The sequence below is a fragment of the Ketobacter sp. GenoA1 genome (assembly GCF_003671475.1).
Classification (GTDB): domain Bacteria; phylum Pseudomonadota; class Gammaproteobacteria; order Pseudomonadales; family Ketobacteraceae; genus Ketobacter.
In genome coordinates this window covers 655,051-670,455 of sequence record NZ_RCHM01000009.1, presented here as the reverse complement: position 1 = coordinate 670,455, position 15,405 = coordinate 655,051, and the positions used below count along the sequence as shown (strand labels likewise).

At 52.8% G+C, this 15,405-nt stretch carries 14 protein-coding genes; 7 read left to right on the top strand and 7 right to left on the bottom strand.

Going from position 1 to position 15,405, the window contains the following annotated elements; translation table 11 throughout:
• Nucleotides 1-11 precede the first annotated feature (11 nt).
• The 5 genes from murI (at nucleotide 12) to D9N13_RS04350 (ending at nucleotide 4,775) form a co-directional block, all read left to right on the top strand.
• Nucleotides 12-854, top strand: coding sequence for a glutamate racemase (murI, locus tag D9N13_RS04370; protein WP_290586366.1), 843 nt, complete (start codon nucleotides 12-14; stop codon nucleotides 852-854).
• A gap of 56 nt (nucleotides 855-910) precedes the next feature.
• Complete coding sequence (locus D9N13_RS04365; RefSeq protein WP_290586363.1) at nucleotides 911-2,197, top strand: response regulator; 1,287 nt, start codon at nucleotides 911-913, stop codon at nucleotides 2,195-2,197.
• Nucleotides 2,198-2,357: 160 nt separating this feature from the next.
• Entirely contained in the window at nucleotides 2,358-3,206 is an 849-nt protein-coding gene (locus D9N13_RS04360; RefSeq protein ID WP_290586360.1) for a metal-dependent hydrolase, read from the top strand.
• Nucleotides 3,207-3,283: 77 nt separating this feature from the next.
• Nucleotides 3,284-4,030: an SIR2 family NAD-dependent protein deacylase gene (locus D9N13_RS04355; RefSeq protein WP_290586357.1), complete on the top strand. Its 747-nt coding sequence runs from the start codon at nucleotides 3,284-3,286 to the stop codon at nucleotides 4,028-4,030.
• A gap of 184 nt (nucleotides 4,031-4,214) precedes the next feature.
• The gene (locus D9N13_RS04350) at nucleotides 4,215-4,775 is read left to right on the top strand and encodes an HNH endonuclease (RefSeq protein ID WP_290586353.1); all 561 of its coding nucleotides are present in this window, start codon (nucleotides 4,215-4,217) and stop codon (nucleotides 4,773-4,775) included.
• A 9-nt stretch (nucleotides 4,776-4,784) separates the two neighbouring features.
• Here D9N13_RS04350 and D9N13_RS04345 read toward each other — a convergent pair whose 3' ends face one another.
• From D9N13_RS04345 to D9N13_RS04325, 5 genes are all read right to left on the bottom strand, one after another.
• Entirely contained in the window at nucleotides 4,785-6,503 is a 1,719-nt protein-coding gene (locus tag D9N13_RS04345; RefSeq protein ID WP_290586350.1) for a 7TM diverse intracellular signaling domain-containing protein, read from the bottom strand.
• A 270-nt stretch (nucleotides 6,504-6,773) separates the two neighbouring features.
• Entirely contained in the window at nucleotides 6,774-7,520 is a 747-nt protein-coding gene (locus D9N13_RS04340; RefSeq protein WP_290586348.1) for a YdiY family protein, read from the bottom strand.
• 62 nt (nucleotides 7,521-7,582) lie between these two features.
• On the bottom strand, nucleotides 7,583-8,692 hold the full coding sequence (locus D9N13_RS04335) for an OmpA family protein (RefSeq protein WP_290586346.1): 1,110 nt from the start codon (nucleotides 8,690-8,692) through the stop codon (nucleotides 7,583-7,585).
• Between the two features lie 129 nt (nucleotides 8,693-8,821).
• Nucleotides 8,822-10,327 carry a 4-hydroxyphenylacetate 3-hydroxylase family protein gene (locus D9N13_RS04330; protein WP_290586634.1) on the bottom strand — a complete coding sequence of 502 codons (1,506 nt, stop codon included), beginning with the start codon at nucleotides 10,325-10,327 and terminating at the stop codon, nucleotides 8,822-8,824.
• A 241-nt stretch (nucleotides 10,328-10,568) separates the two neighbouring features.
• Nucleotides 10,569-10,910 carry a hypothetical protein gene (locus tag D9N13_RS04325; RefSeq protein ID WP_290586343.1) on the bottom strand — a complete coding sequence of 114 codons (342 nt, stop codon included), beginning with the start codon at nucleotides 10,908-10,910 and terminating at the stop codon, nucleotides 10,569-10,571.
• Nucleotides 10,911-11,110: 200 nt separating this feature from the next.
• On the opposite strand from D9N13_RS04325, the gene D9N13_RS04320 reads away from it, so the two are divergent.
• Complete coding sequence (locus tag D9N13_RS04320) at nucleotides 11,111-11,896, top strand: crotonase/enoyl-CoA hydratase family protein (protein WP_290586341.1); 786 nt, start codon at nucleotides 11,111-11,113, stop codon at nucleotides 11,894-11,896.
• A gap of 77 nt (nucleotides 11,897-11,973) precedes the next feature.
• The gene (locus D9N13_RS04315; RefSeq protein ID WP_290586338.1) at nucleotides 11,974-12,759 is read left to right on the top strand and encodes an SDR family NAD(P)-dependent oxidoreductase; all 786 of its coding nucleotides are present in this window, start codon (nucleotides 11,974-11,976) and stop codon (nucleotides 12,757-12,759) included.
• A 17-nt stretch (nucleotides 12,760-12,776) separates the two neighbouring features.
• On the opposite strand, the gene D9N13_RS04310 is transcribed toward D9N13_RS04315, so the two are convergent.
• Nucleotides 12,777-13,757, bottom strand: a complete 981-nt coding sequence (locus D9N13_RS04310) for a GGDEF domain-containing protein (RefSeq protein WP_290586336.1) — start codon at nucleotides 13,755-13,757, stop codon at nucleotides 12,777-12,779.
• Nucleotides 13,758-13,876: 119 nt separating this feature from the next.
• Nucleotides 13,877-15,361: an ATP-binding protein gene (locus D9N13_RS04305; RefSeq protein WP_290586333.1), complete on the bottom strand. Its 1,485-nt coding sequence runs from the start codon at nucleotides 15,359-15,361 to the stop codon at nucleotides 13,877-13,879.
• Nucleotides 15,362-15,405 lie beyond the last annotated feature (44 nt).

The window sequence follows — 15,405 nt, the reverse complement described above, 5'->3', positions numbered from 1 at the left end:
ATAATCCCCGCATGCATAATCCCAACTTTTTGATAATTGATTCCGGTGTGGGTGGCCTGTCCATTTGGCATGAAATCCAACAGCTGATCCCCGACAGCCATGTTTGCTATGTTGCCGACAACGGCGCATACCCCTATGGTGCCCTGGATGAAAGCGTTCTGGTCCAGCGCCTGCTGGAACTGCTGCCGGGGCTGGAACAGCACTACCGGCCGGATATTATTGTCATCGCCTGCAACACGGCCAGCACCGTGGTGCTGGATCCGTTGCGGGCGCAAACCACCACACCCATTATCGGTGTGGTTCCGGCCATCAAACCCGCTGCCAGTCTCAGTGCGTCCAAACACATTGCCCTGCTGGCAACCCCGGGCACGGTGAAGCGCCCCTATATCGACCGCCTCATGTTGGATTTTGCCAATGGCTGCCGGTTAACGCGGCTGGGGTCCCCCGAACTGGTACACGAAGCAGAGCAAAAACTGCGGCATTTGCCGGTGAACGAAGACATCATCCGTGAGGTCCTGGCGCAACTGAAACTGGATGAACAGGACATCGACGTGCTGATTCTGGGCTGCACCCATTTTCCTATTTTGCACGATGAGATTCGTCGGCTGGTACCGGCCCCTATCCGGATCCTGGACAGCGGCGCTGCCATTGCCCGTCGGGCGCACCAGCTTTTGCAGCAAATGCCCGGCCCACAAGCCCACACTACCCCCCTTACCCGGAACGTTTTTTTATTCACCGCAGAGACGCCCCATGCCCACCGACTGGAAGCGGGAATCGAACGTTTTGGATTTGATAAAATCCGCTTTCTGGGGGAAACCACTACACAAAATGACCAAAAACCGGGTGCATCCTAAATGGGTTTGATATAAGTTTATAGCCATAATGATAACAATGGATCGAGCAGTCTTGCATGACGAATAAGCTGGCTCTGGTAGTCGATGATTCACGAATGGCCCGCCACGTACTCAGCAAAATGCTGACTGAGCAGGGAATCGACGTGGATTCCGTTGAGTCCGGGGAAGAAGCCCTCGGTTATCTCTGCGACAAGAAACCCAGTATGATTTTTATGGACCACACCATGCCCGGCATGGATGGTTTTCAGTGCCTGCGCGCCATCAAGAACGATCCACACACTGCCATGATCCCCATCATCATGTACACCTCCAAAGAAGGCGAGGTATACGAAAGTCAGGCCCGCGCCCTGGGTGCCGTGGATGTGCTGCCCAAAACCCTGAAACCATTAACACTGGCAAAAGTGCTGGAGCGGCAAAACTTATTGCCCCATCAGGCTCTTGCCAACGCGTCCACCGAGAAAGTGGGCCAGGCCGCCAACGATGTGGTCATCGTTGACAATGACCCTGCCGCGGAATCAGCCCGCCCCGCTCCCCCCCAAGCGGAAGATCACCCGGAACTGGAAGCCCTGGAAAACCGTATAGAGCTATTAACCAGTCAACTGCAGGGTATGTCGCAGCAAAACGAAGTCAGCCGAGGCCGCACCTCCCGCTTCCAGTATCTGGGCCTGGCATTGTGCGTGGCACTGATTGGCTGGCTACTGCTGAACAACAATCGATTGACGCAGGAAATGGCCGTATTGCAGGCGGACAAACGCCAGCTGGAAGAAACGGTAAGCCTGCAGTCGCAACTGAACGAAACCATGCGTAGCGAGCTGAGTGCGCAGATCGACTCGCAGTTGGAAATCAGCGATTCCCATAACCGCCGATTCTTTGAAAGTATCGAGTGGGCGTTAAACGAAGACGGTCAATTTGGCTGGGACGAAAAACCCTTTAATGACCAGCTTGCCACCACCCTGTCCCAACTGTCGCAAAATCTGCACAGCGTGGGCTTTGTGGGGGAAATCAGTATACGGAGCCACCTGGGGCGCTTTTGTCTGGTGACCGCCAGTAACGGTGAATCCGCACTGCCGGATTCCGACGCCACCTTAAGCAGCTGCGAAATCATTCAGTTCACCCCCTCATTGGCAGAATCCATGGGCACTGACCAGAGCCCGGGGTTCGAACGTTTCCTGGCGGCTTTCCAGTCTGAATATGGTGAGGATATCGAACTGAGCCTGTCCACCGCCGGCGATCGTCGCCCCCTGGCGCGTTACCCGGCAGAAGACCCCGACACCAACGCCGAGCGCTGGAACAAGGCAGCGGCTCGTAATCAGCGTATCGAAATATCCATCAATCCTTACTGATTCCCTCCTGCCGGGAGCATCCCGTGCTCACTCATTCCCGCCACCTGGCCCAATCTGACCACAAACTGACACCGCACCACCTGTCTGCGCGACAGGCAATCGCGGCATAGTGGCGTATGATTAGATAAATCAGCACGGCAATACAGGCAGGAGATCCTGAATGGGAAGTTATCAAGCCAACATGGGGCTCACCATGGAAGTAACGCCAAGGCAGATGGATTTCGACTTTCCCGATACCATTCCCCGCTATTGGTTCGACGATAATCCTTACATCACCCATTTCCTCAACGCGTTATCCTCGGTTTTTCCTGAGGGAGAACGTTTCTTCATTGAAACGGTACGCTACTATCAGGATCAGATAGAGGATCCGGAGCTGCAGAAGGCCATACGCGGCTTTATCGGACAGGAGGCCCATCACGGTAAACAGCATGAGGCCTACAACCAGCTGATCGAAAAACAGGGCTACCCTTTAAACGCGTTCGGCCGATTTGTTAAGAAGCGCCTGGCCGCCACCCGCGAATTCCTGCACCCCAGTCAACGGCTTGGTATCACCATCGCCTTGGAGCACTTCACCGCCATTTTGGCCCATCAGGCTTTGAGTGATCCCACATTCACCGCCAAGGCTCCCCAACCCTTCAAAAACCTCATCCTGTGGCATGCCATAGAAGAGACCGAGCACAAGGCCGTGGCCTATGACGTGTTTCAGGCGGTCTGTGGTGACAACCGGATTCGTCGGGGCACCATGTTCCGGGTTACGCTGTTTTTCTGGATTCATATTTTTGCACTGCAGGCTGTATTGCTGTGGAAAGACGGCGTGCCGATTCGCCCCGTTAAATTTATGCAGGCGGTTAACTATCTGGTGGGCAAGCCCGGCCTGCTGAGAAAAGTAGCCCGCGACTACCTGGATTACTACAAAGCGGATTTTCACCCCTGGCAACAGGATAACCGGGCGCTGATTGCCGACTGGAAATCGCGCTTTACTGATCTGGCAGCCCAGGTAAAAAGTTAGGTCCACCGTTTAACCCAGGCGTTCATTTACTTTACACTGCGGTAAATTCCCAACAGCAGTGAACCTAAACGAACGCCATGACCCAGCGTATCTCCGATCGGGAAACCGCTCTCGACACGGCTCGCAGCCTGCTTCAATCCTGCCAAAAGGTGGTGTGTTTTTCCGGAGCCGGCCTCAGTGCCGAATCCGGTATTGCCACCTTTCGCGATACCGAAACCGATGCCCTGTGGAGTCAATACGACCCCACCGAACTGGCGTCTCCTGAAGGCTTTGCCGCTCACCCTGAGCGGGTTATCGACTGGTATAACTGGCGCCGCAGACGGATCGCCCAGGCCCATCCCAATGCCGCCCATAGGGCGCTGGCGCAACGGCCTGATATTGTGCAAATCACTCAGAACGTGGATGATTTACTGGAGCGGGCAGGCTGCAAGCAGGCGTCCGTCATTCACCTGCACGGTAATATCACCCATGACCGTTGTCATCAGCGTTGCGGTTTTCAGCACAAGATCGATCTGGCCAACCCCCCTGGCCCGGGACGTTGCCCCATGTGCGATGCGCCGCTTCGCCCTGCTGTGGTATGGTTTGGAGAAACCTTGCCGCAATGGGCGTGGCAGCAGGCAGAAAAAGCCTGCCGCGAGGCGGAGTGTTTGTTAGTGATCGGCACCAGCGCCAGCGTCTACCCCGCCGCCGGGCTGATTCAGGTGACCAAAGCCATGGGTGGCAAGGTAATAGTCATCAACACCCATACCAGTGGTGCCAGCGCACTGGCGGATATGGAACTGATAGGGCCCTGCGGAGAATGGCTGCCCCGGCTATTGAGTTGAGGGTGTAAAGCGACTAAATTGTCACAATTCCTGATTAAACTCAGTAACTGTCTGGAAAAGCTGGGTATTCTGACTCAGAATGGAGATAACGGGCAACACCAGGTGGCTGCAGTAGCCAAAAGCAATCAGCATCCACCACGAGAGCATTCCAAAAGTATGCGTACTTGAAAACAGGTTGTGAACTATGCTGATAAACACCCGCATTCTGCGGCTAAACAAAGCTGGTGTCCCCCTGCAATGGCTTGATCGGGAGCAAGCCGCCACACTGCTGGTTAAAGGTCTGGTTTTGTGGTCACTGGGCGATACCACTCTCACCATCCGTGGCGGCCATAACCGCCAGGGATTGCGTTCGGTGCTGAATATTCCCACCATCATCGCCACCAATGGTGATGTTCACTATAACGATCATCACGTGCCCGCGGTCTGCAACCGGCTTCTGTTCCGGCGCGATCGCAACACCTGCATGTATTGCGGCGATCAATTCAGCCAGGATAAACTAACCCGCGACCATATCATTCCCCGCTCCAGGGGTGGTGGTGAAAGTTGGACCAACCTGGTAGCGGCCTGCCGCCGCTGCAATCAGCGTAAAAGCGATAAAACCCCGGAAGAAGCCAGCATGCCGTTAATGGCGGTGCCGTTCAAACCCAACAAAATGGAATATCTGGCATTGGCCAATCGCAATATTCTGGTGGATCAGATGGATTTTCTGCGCTCGGGATTTTCCAAGCACATGCGACACCATTAACTGCGGGCGTCAGGCTGGTGAGCCGTTGCGGTGCATAAAAGTCAGGGTGTCGTCAATGGAATAGGAAATGGACTGCTTCTGTACCGCTTCTTCCAGATAGTGGAATGACTCCTCGATGTAATCCACGTCATACTTATCAGTCAGATGCGAAATCGCATAACCGAAATGCAAATCGTATTGCTCTCCCAGGGCTACATTCCATTGCTCTACCCGCTCAATAACGCCTTCCGCCTCAAACTTATTGTGTAAAGGAAACAGCAGAACGGTCACCTCCCCCGACAGGCCTTCGGTGTGGGTTTTAAAGGGAAACACGGTGATACGGCTTTTAAACAGCGTCCGCAGGCAGTCCCCCAGGGCGATGTAGTCAGGCCGCCGCGTGGTTTTATCGATGACCATCACCGACACCACCAAAACCCGGCCCAACTCAGAATGGATGCGACGATCCAGATCACGAATGTCCTTTAGGTGCTTGTCCAGCTGGGGGATTTCCAAAAAACCACTTTTGTTGTTCACAATATTGATGCGCTTTTGCAGCCGCTGCTTCATCAGATCAAGGGTAATGTTGATGCGACTGCGCTCCGCTTTTTCATGGCGGTAGATTGCCGACATCGCCAGGGAAAACACAATGATCTCAAACACTGAGCCAATTTCTTTGCTGTGATAAATCAGAATATTGGAAGGCAGATAACCGAGAATGTTCAAGGCAAAAATACCGATGGACAACAGCAAAGCGGACCAACCAACCACAAAGTACCAACCCAGGAAGTAGCCATCCATAACGGACTTCACCCCCAGCGCCATCATGACCGTGGCAAAAGCCAGTGCCAGATAGGTAGCGTAGTTGGCATAATCGTTCAAGGTCACTATGGATACCGAACCAAGCAGAATTCCACCTGCGATCACACCCTGCCCCAACCAGTACAATCCGGAATTGTAGCGCCTGGCATTCAACAGGGTCATGGCAAAAGCCGTCCCAAAACTACTGTAAAAGCAGAAGAACAGGGTAATGGATGCATTGTTGAATCGTGGCGCATCCGGCCACAGGTAGGCAAACCCATGCCCATTGAGCGCGCTCACAAACAGCGCTGTTGAGAGCACATAGATGGAATAGTAAAAATACATTTTTTCACGAATGATCAGCCCGTTCATCAGGCTATACAACGCCATCACCAGCATCGTGCCGTAGTAGGCACCCCACATGATCAGGTTCCACTCTTCTTTTTGGTAAAACACCGACTCGGAATACAGACGAACCGGCATTTGCAGGGAATTGGAAGTGCGGGCATGAATGATCACACGTCGCCCATGCAAGGCGGGATCAACCAGAAAGCTGTAATCATCATCCCAGATCGGGCGGGAATCGAACGGAAAATCGGTACCCGTGATGATTTCCTGACTGACCTGGCCTTCCTCGTTGACAACATAAAATGCCAGATAGTCGATGGTCGGATAATGAATTTCCACGATGACATTGTCGCCCTCGGAGATCTGCACTAACGGAATTTCAAAGTAAAACCAGTGGCCGTGCGGAGAGGATCCATAGTTTACCCGGGAAGGTTCAGCCTGCCCCCAGTCATAGGCAATCGCATCCTCCACACTGGTAAGCTGGCTGGAATCCTGAGCGTGGCGGATATCAATGGAAAACGAGCTATCTGTGCTTCCATGATGGTTGGCCACCACCACAGGAAACACGATAGAAAACAATAGCAGCGCCATTAACCATCGCATGGCGCGGCTCCTGATCCTTTCAGAGCTGAGGACAATATTTTCCTCTTCAACAGAGTAAAGTAACGGTACTTTTCATTAGATACTGCTTAAGTTATATACCCGAATCCTGGTTTCCACAACAATTACAATAAATTAACCAACCTTTATTACAACCAAATTATGTTAGGGAAGGCTAGGGTAAGCAGTTTCTTGATGCAGTTCTCAGAATGTGGATACAAAAAAAGCCGCTTCCGTCTCTTCGGAAGCGGCTTTTTGCTGCGCGCGCAAAAATCAGAAGCTGTAGTTCAAGCCCACCATAAATTTGCGATCGGAGTTCTTGGTGCCTTCCGGTACTTCATCGGTATGCTTGATTTCATACGCCACGAAGCCGTGCAGGCTGCCATTAATCTTCACTTTGAGGCGGGTATAGGATTTGGTCACGGTCTTCTCTTCACCGATTTCGGTGCTGAAATCCTCGTCAAAGGTGGCGGTATCACTGATACGCCACAGGTAAAGGGCTCCCAGGCGTAATACCGCTTCCTCCACAACATCACCGGTTTCACTTACCTTGGATTCACGATAACCAACACCGGCGTCGGCAGAAAGCTCGTGTGCCTCAGTGTTCAATATATCGCGACCATAACCAAAGGTAACCGATGCTTCATAATCGAAACCGCTGAAGCGGTCGTCGGTGTATTCCAGCAAACCGAAGAAATAGGATTTCTCACCAAATTTGTATTCCGCCTTGGCGGACGCAAAGTACTTCTCCGCGGTGCGCACTTCTTCTTTGTTGCCGTTCTCATCTTCCTGCTCTGCGGTTTCGTTACTGGCTTCCAGTTTGTAGATATTGCGCCAGTCTTCCCCATCCCGTGTGGCACCACTGCGGAACGCCAGATTTGTGCTTTCGGTGTTACCAGAGCTGTCGATGTAGCTGAGGTTGGCTTCACCAGTCCACAATTTGCCGTCTTCCGCATCTTCGGCAGCAAACGCGGCCAAAGGTGCCAGGGCCAACGCCAAAAGAGTCATTTTATGCTTCATGTTCAGTATCCCCTAAAATACGAATGCCGGCGCAAAGCGCCGGCAAGATCAGCCAACGTCGATTATTTCATTACTTCTTTCTGCATCACCGCCACAACCCGTCGGTTGGCCTTGCGCCCTTGCGCAGTGTCATTGGAGGCAACGGGGTTTTCCTCACCATAGCCCACGGCCGTAATGCGGTCTGCAGCAATGCCATGCACACTCACTAAGTGCTTTTTCACCGCATCCGCCCGCTTCTGGGACAGCATTTTATTGTATGCGGCAGCACCCTGGCTGTCAGTATGCCCTTCGATTTCCACATTCAGGTCAGTGTGTTTGTTGAGGAACTCCGCCACTTGTTGCAGTTCGGGTTCATATTGATCCTGAATCACATCAGAGTTGGTCGGGAAGTTGATTTTCAGTTCGATGCTCTCAACCGTTACTTTCTGAACTTCACCCACACAACCTTTTGCATCCACTGTGGCACCGGCTTCAGTGTCAGGGCATTGATCCTTGTCATCGGTAACGCCATCACCATCGGAGTCCAGGGGGCAGCCTTTGGCATCTACGGCCACGCCGGCAGCAGTGCCAGGACACTGATCGTTCGCATCCACCACGCCATCGCCGTCACTATCAACCGGGGCAGTCTGAACTGCGGCAGGCGCCTCTTGTTTGGGGGCCGGTTCGCTCTCGCCCCCAAAGGCGTAGCTGATACCCAGCGTTGTCATCATGTCGGTGTCGTTGTCATCAACCCCGTAAATGCCCCGCAGATCCCAACGGGCAGACCAGGCTTCGCTGAAATTGAAACGCAATCCACCGCCCAGGTTCAACTGGGTTTCGCCGCCATCCAGGTTGGCATAGGGGCTGTCAAATTCAGCGTGGCCGATCCCTGCTCCCACATAGGGTTGTACAGTGCCACCCTTGGTGAAGTAGTAAAGACCGTCTACTTTCAACTGAGTCAGGTCAGTCTGCTGATCGCCGTCATTCCGAAACGCCGCAACTTCCGCCGCCCAGTTGGGGCCAAACCGGTACTCAAGGCCCAGTCCGAAACCATCTGCTTCGTCTGGAGCACGGTCATTGTCAAATTTGATATAGGAAATGGCAGGATTGATTACAATTTGCCCTTCCTTGTTTTCGGCAATGGCGGAGCCAGCAAGCAATGAGAGTGATATTGGCAGGATAATTCGCTTCATGTTCTTTCCCCTTTTCCTGTTGATGAGGCGCATACTATCGGGGTTTTTTTCAATTCTCCAGCCCACACAATCAAAAAAGGCCGCGATTTGCATCGCAGCCCTTCAGGTTCAACGTTAAATTGTTATTCCTTAGTCAATCTGCTGAATCCCAGCCAATTTTTTGGCATGCCACTTCTTCTTTTCAACATCCATGCCCCGCAATATCTGAATGCGCTGGGCCTGGGGGGATCCTGCTCCGTGCAGGGATTCCGTCAGGTAGCCCACGGCGTTACGACCCAAGGTCATGTTTTCGATCAGGCGCAGTATCCTGACCCGGTCAGCGGTGGGTATGTCTTCCCGCCCCTTGAAGTATTTCTCCAGCAGGGTACCGGTCTCTTCCGCTTCGAAATCCTGCTCTGAAGGCAAGGTCACCATCAGCCCTCCGGCCAGATCCTGTGCCAGACGGGCAATCTCATAGGGAAACCGGGTAACGTTATGCTTGCAGACGTTGGCCAGCATGGCATCATTGATCCAGGCTCCGGATGGCAGTTGGCTGGATTCATGGGCAGAGGCGATGCTGGAAGAATAGATCGTCTCGTTCAGATGAGTCATTTCCACCAGTTTGTCACGAATGTGAGAAACTTTTTCCAAACCATTGTATTCAGCAATGGTTGCCGCCGCTCCCACCATCACATCCCCAAGTCCGGTTTTGCAGACATAACTGGCGCGATGATAGGCCGTGAAGCGCTCCACCATGGGTGCGGCAAACTCGAATTCACCATCCATGAACACGTGCTCATAGGGAATGAATACGTTATCAAATACCGCCAGCACTTCCTGCCCCGCATACTGCGCGTTGCCTTTATCCACGTCACCGCTTTCCATCGCCCGGGTATCGCAGGATTGACGACCGTATATATAAGTCAGACCTTCTGCCTGTAAAGGCACTACCCCGATGATGGCAAAGTCCTTATCCTGTTCACTGAGACGCATGGTGGGCAGCACCATCATCCAGTGGGAATTCAATCCGCCGGTCATGTGAGCCTTGGCACCGCTGACAAACACACCTTGCTCATTGCGAGCAGTGACCCGCATAAACAAATCCTGATCCGCCTGTTCGTGCGGCGCTTTGCTGCGATCCCCTTTGGGATCGGTCATACCCGCGGCGATGATCTGATTGTGTTGTTGCAGGCGTTCCAGGAACGTCAGAAAACGGGTGTGGTATTCAGTGCCGTGAGCCTGATCGATATCGTAGGTAATGGAGTGCATGACGCTGATGGAATCCAGGCCTGCACAGCGCTGAAAACAGGTACCGGTAATCTGCCCCAGTTTGCGCTGCATGCGGTTTTTCAACACCAGATCCTGAGCACTGTGAGGTATGTGCAGAAACCGGTTCACCGGCTCACCACTGAGATGACTGGTGGCCGTGGCCAGTTCGGGTTCGTCCGCAGCCAGGTCATAGGTAGCCTTCAGGGCATTGATGGAAGGCCGGATCATGGGGTGATCCACCGGCTCCGCAACGGTTTCACCGAATAGAAACACTTTCAGGTGGCGGTTACGAAGACTCTCCACATAGTCAGCACCCGTGGCGATGGGTTTGAACTGACTCCAAATCTCTTCAACAGTGTACTGAGACCGCAGGTTTTTCTGCACCATATCATTCACAACTACATCCCTCTCAAAACAGGTCTTTATTACCAGGGTATCTTTAGTGGGTGCAGTAACGGGCCTATCCAGCCCAATTTATGACTGCACAGTCAGCGATATTAACATTACGGTGGGGGGATGTCGCCCCATTTGCAAACAGGGCAAGGGTAGTAACGCACACACCACCAGTGGATACCGGCGATGCGTGGAAATCCGGGAAGGAAATCTGAGAAGGGAATCCGTTTTCAGATCAGTTGGGTTCACCCACCGTCTGGGATTCCAGTGTCGATCGGTGTTTTTGCGCCAGACGAATGAACTTAGGCGTGAGCCCCGCATCTTCATAAATGGGGTCGCCGTATTCATCCCTGGCTACTTCTTTACCGGCTTCGTAGGGAAACGATTGACTCAATTCCCCTAACGCAAAACACAGTAAATCTGTCAGTATCTGTTCTTCCGAGCAATCAGGATACATTTCCTTGAGCGCCAGCACCTGAGCCGCTTCCTTAAGTGGTAGGTTGATTGAAAACTGTTGACGAGTACGCTCACCTTTGCTGGCTTTTTCCCAATGAGCAACCAATTCTTGAATACGCATCTTTGTCTCCCGAACCTGCACTACGACACTTTCAGTTTAGCCCGAAAATAAATGAGTTTTCAGGTAATTTTGCCAATAATTGTAAAACGATTTTAAAATGCCACCCGTTTGTGCAGAAGCCATCGCCGTTACAGGCCGCTGCCCAGAATTAATGCATTTCAAAGCCAGTCCAACCCAATTCTCTAACCATGGAAACCGGTATGACGATCAACATAGAAAAAAAAGACGCGGTCACCACCATCATTCTGAATCGCGCGGAGGCCCGCAATGCGGTAAACAGGCCCATGGCCGAGGCATTGGCCAACGCCTTTCGCGAATTTGACCAAGACGACTCCGCCAAGGTCGCTGTCCTTTATGGTGAGGACACCTTCTGCGCCGGAGCCGATCTTAAAGCAGTGGCGTCGGGTGAGGCGGCCAATCGACTGGCAACCGAAGGCGACGGCCCCATGGGACCAAGCCGTATGTTGCTGTCCAAACCCGTGATCGCGGCCATTGAAGGGCACGCGGTCGCGGGCGGGTTGGAACTGGCCTTGTGGTGTGACCTGCGGGTGGCCGCGGAAGATTCCATTCTGGGGGTGTTTTGCCGCCGGTTTGGCGTGCCGCTGATTGACGGCGGCAGCGTTCGGTTGCCTCGCCTCATCGGTATGAGCCACGCTCTGGACCTGATACTCACCGGACGCCCGGTGGACGCAAACGAAGCTCTGCATATGGGGCTGGTCAATCGGGTCTGCGCACCCGGCAGCGCCCGCACAACGGCAGAACAACTGGCCCGGGAAATTGCTCAGTTTCCACAATTCTGCCTGCAGCAGGATCGACTAAGCGCGTATCAACAGTGGAATCTACCACTGACCGACGCGCTCGATAACGAGTTCCGCCTGGGCATGGAAGTGATTCAAAGCGGAGAGACCGTTGCCGGAGCCACGCGCTTTTCGCAAGGCCATGGGCGCCATGGTGGATTTAAGGATACAACCGATAATGATCGCTAACAGGACAAGGATTCATTTGATATTCGCGTTCAAGCAGATAACATAGTCTAATCAACGACTTGCTCGGGAAAATAACGATGGCACTAACCACCGCCCTGGTAACCGGCGCATCCAGCGGAATCGGATACGAAATCAGTAAGCTCCTGGCCGAACAGGGGCACGACCTGGTGCTCGTAGCGCGCCGCGGGGATCGCCTGCGGCAATTGCAGACGTATCTGCAACAGGAATTCAACACCTCGGTGAAGGTGATGTCCATCGACCTCACGAGCCTGCAGGAAATTGATCGCCTGTATGCCACGCTGCAACAGGAAAATATCCCGGTGGATATTTTGGTCAATAATGCCGGCGTTGGAAACTGGGGGGCCTTTACGGCCGGTGATCCCGAGGCGCAATTAAATGAAATCCGGTTGAATGTGGTGGCACTCACCTACCTCAGCAAACTTTTTACCACCGATATGGTGCAAAGGGGATTGGGGAAAGTGCTGAACATCGCGTCTGTTTCGGGCTTCATGCCGGGCCCGTATATGGCGGTGTACCACGCCAGCAAAGCCTATGTACTTGCTTTCAGCGAAGCCCTGAACGTTGAGTTGAAAGGAACCGGAGTCAGCGTCACCGTCAGTTGTCCCGGGCCCACTGCATCGGAATTCCATCAGCAGGCCGGCACCACCGGGTCCTTGTTTTTGAAACTGCTGCCGATGATGAATTCAACCCAGGTGGCACGTATTTCCCTTGGCGCCATGAACAAGCGCAAGATGGTTATTGTACCGGGCACGTTCAATTGGCTGATGACCCAGTCATCTCGTATCACTCCCCGCGCCATTTTATTGTTTATTCTGAAACGGTTGATGAAACCCGTGCACTAACCCGCACGGTGCCGGGGTCAGGAACGCAGTTCGATTCTATTACGGCCATTATGCTTGGCCAGGTACAGCGCCTGATCAGCCGCTTCCACCATTTGTTCCACGGATTCGCCCTCTGCCAGGGGGGCGACGCCCACAGAAATCGTCACCGAAGGCAAGTCCTGGCCCTGTTCGGCTGTAATTTCACAACCAGCCACCGCTTTGCGCAGGCGCTCGGCGACGGCTTTTGCCTGTTTGGCAGGCGTGCAAGGCAAGATCACAATGAACTCTTCGCCACCATATCGAGCCAGCATGTCACTGGGGCGCAGGCTCTTGCGCATGGTTCGGGCCACCATTTGCAAAACCAGATCCCCGGACTTGTGGCCATAAGTATCATTGAAATTCTTGAAGTGATCCACATCAAGCATCAACACCGCCAATGGCAAGCTTTCCACCAGCTTATGCCCTTTCAGAACACTCATCATTTCCTGCAACCAGCGACGATTATGCACTCCGGTAAGCGCATCCACATTGGCGGCCTGTTCCTGTTCTTTTTCACGGGATTTGGATACAGCCACGATATCATTGCCCGAGCGCAGGCGATTGGATAAAAAGTAAAGCAGGTTCCGGCACAGGCTGTGGGACGAATCAATTAGTTGCCAAAGGGTATCACTCTCGATCACCACAACTTCGCATTGCTCGATGGCTTTGACATAGGCGGAGGGATTGCGGCCATCAAATACCGACATCTCACCAATGCATTCACCGCAACCCAATTCAATCAAGGGGCTTGCATCCAGGCTCTCCAGGGACACTGCCACCCGGCCTGATAGCAGCAGGTACATGCAATCATTACGAAACTCTGGCCGCAACAGAACATCACCCGCCTTGAGCAGGTCTTTGCGGCAACGATTAAGCAGGGGGCGAATCCGCTTTAGATCCACCTCATTGAAAATTCGAAACTGCCGAAACTGGGCATCTGAAACCACTTCACCCGTTTGTATCTTTGACGTTAGAGCCATAATGACCACTTTTAACCAGGAACATTAAAATAGTTGTCCCCAATTGATGTTACTGCAACTTTATTTGCAGCACTTTACGCAAATTTACGGATAAGTCTGCACTGCATTTGATAACCAGATCAATTTACAAGCAATCGGTCCAGTTCCTGGGTTAACTGTTTTAGCCTAACCGGCTTTCCCACCACCCCTTTCATACCCGCATCCAGAATACGCTGCCGATCCTCCTCCAGCACACTGGCGGTCATGGCGATGATGGGGGTATTCCGGTTCGGCCCATCGCCAGCGATGATCGAGCGTGTTGCCTCCAATCCGTTCAATATGGGCATTTCGATATCCATCACAATCAGGTCGTAGTGCTGTGTACTGGCCGCAGCCACCGCCGCTTCGCCATCAAATACGATATCCACATCCAAACCGATCTTGCTGAACATCTTCTGCGCCACACGCTGATTCACCACGTTGTCTTCTGCCACCAGCACCCGTTTCTGGTAGTTTTTACTAAGCAGGTCTACCTCCGATTCGTCCTCCACCGGGCCGGTCTCCCGCAGGGGCAGAGTGATGATGAAGGATGCTCCCTTATCGGCTTCGCTCTCCACTTCAAGATAGCCATCCATCAGATCAACGAGATTTTTGCAAATGGTTAACCCCAGCCCGGTGCCACCATAATTGCGGCTTATGGAAACATCCGCCTGTTCGAATGATTCAAAGATTTTATCGATGCGATCTTTAGGAATGCCGATGCCCGTATCATGCACTTCAATGATGATGTTGTAGCGATCATTTTCGATATGATCAAAGCCCACCTCGATATCCACACGGCCTTCCCGGGTGAACTTAATGGCATTGGTGATTATATTCATCAGAATCTGACGCACACGCATTGCATCCCCCAGAAGGTATTTGGGGGTGCCGGGTTCCAGCGTGGCTTTAATGGTAACGGTTTTATCCCTGGCAAAGGCTCGATTCAGCTCACAAACATCGTGAATCATCTGATGAAAATTGAACGCCACTTTATCCAGATGCAGATAACCAGCCTCTATTTTTGAGAGATCCAGAATATCGTTGATGATACCCAGCAGCGAATTGGAAGAACGCGCGATAAGATTGACCAGCTCGTCCTGTTCTTTGTCGAGGGGGGTATCCTGCAATAATTGCACGCTGGCAATCACGCCATTCATTGGGGTGCGAATTTCATGACTCATGTTCGCCAGGAAAACCGATTTCGCCCGCGATGCAATTTCAGCGGATTCCTTGGCGTGCAGCAGATGCCGATTAAGGCTTTCCAGCTTTTTAGTGAGGCGGGCCTGTTCCTCGAGTTTGATCGCCAGATCCTGATCCAGTTGATCACTGACCTTTTGATCCTGCCAACCGGATTCAATAATACTGTTGAATATGACTTCGGCGCGGTCTCGGTACAGCACCCCGAGGTAGTTTTCCAGTGTGTCCAGGTAGCGGCTTAGGTCCCCGATACTGGTCACTTTAACGGTTCCGTCATCATCACGCCCCAACCCGCTTTCCAGCAGCATGAAATCAATCACCTCGGAAGTGCAGGTTTCTTCCAACTTCTTAATATGGGCTTTAACCAGCCTGGACCAAATTGACATAGGGACGACATGCTCTTGAACTGCTTTTTTTAAGCCTAACAACG

What these genes read in the sequence shown, in the direction of transcription:
- murI (WP_290586366.1), top strand. Translation starts at nt 12, where the DNA reads ATGCATAATCCCAACTTTTTGATAATTGATTCCGGTGTGGGTGGCCTG.
- D9N13_RS04365 (WP_290586363.1), top strand. Translation starts at nt 911, where the DNA reads ATGACGAATAAGCTGGCTCTGGTAGTCGATGATTCACGAATGGCCCGC.
- D9N13_RS04360 (WP_290586360.1), top strand. Translation starts at nt 2,358, where the DNA reads ATGGGAAGTTATCAAGCCAACATGGGGCTCACCATGGAAGTAACGCCA.
- D9N13_RS04355 (WP_290586357.1), top strand. Translation starts at nt 3,284, where the DNA reads ATGACCCAGCGTATCTCCGATCGGGAAACCGCTCTCGACACGGCTCGC.
- D9N13_RS04350 (WP_290586353.1), top strand. Translation starts at nt 4,215, where the DNA reads ATGCTGATAAACACCCGCATTCTGCGGCTAAACAAAGCTGGTGTCCCC.
- D9N13_RS04345 (WP_290586350.1), bottom strand. Translation starts at nt 6,503, where the DNA reads ATGCGATGGTTAATGGCGCTGCTATTGTTTTCTATCGTGTTTCCTGTG.
- D9N13_RS04340 (WP_290586348.1), bottom strand. Translation starts at nt 7,520, where the DNA reads ATGAAGCATAAAATGACTCTTTTGGCGTTGGCCCTGGCACCTTTGGCC.
- D9N13_RS04335 (WP_290586346.1), bottom strand. Translation starts at nt 8,692, where the DNA reads ATGAAGCGAATTATCCTGCCAATATCACTCTCATTGCTTGCTGGCTCC.
- D9N13_RS04330 (WP_290586634.1), bottom strand. Translation starts at nt 10,327, where the DNA reads ATGGTGCAGAAAAACCTGCGGTCTCAGTACACTGTTGAAGAGATTTGG.
- D9N13_RS04325 (WP_290586343.1), bottom strand. Translation starts at nt 10,910, where the DNA reads ATGCGTATTCAAGAATTGGTTGCTCATTGGGAAAAAGCCAGCAAAGGT.
- D9N13_RS04320 (WP_290586341.1), top strand. Translation starts at nt 11,111, where the DNA reads ATGACGATCAACATAGAAAAAAAAGACGCGGTCACCACCATCATTCTG.
- D9N13_RS04315 (WP_290586338.1), top strand. Translation starts at nt 11,974, where the DNA reads ATGGCACTAACCACCGCCCTGGTAACCGGCGCATCCAGCGGAATCGGA.
- D9N13_RS04310 (WP_290586336.1), bottom strand. Translation starts at nt 13,757, where the DNA reads ATGGCTCTAACGTCAAAGATACAAACGGGTGAAGTGGTTTCAGATGCC.
- D9N13_RS04305 (WP_290586333.1), bottom strand. Translation starts at nt 15,361, where the DNA reads ATGTCAATTTGGTCCAGGCTGGTTAAAGCCCATATTAAGAAGTTGGAA.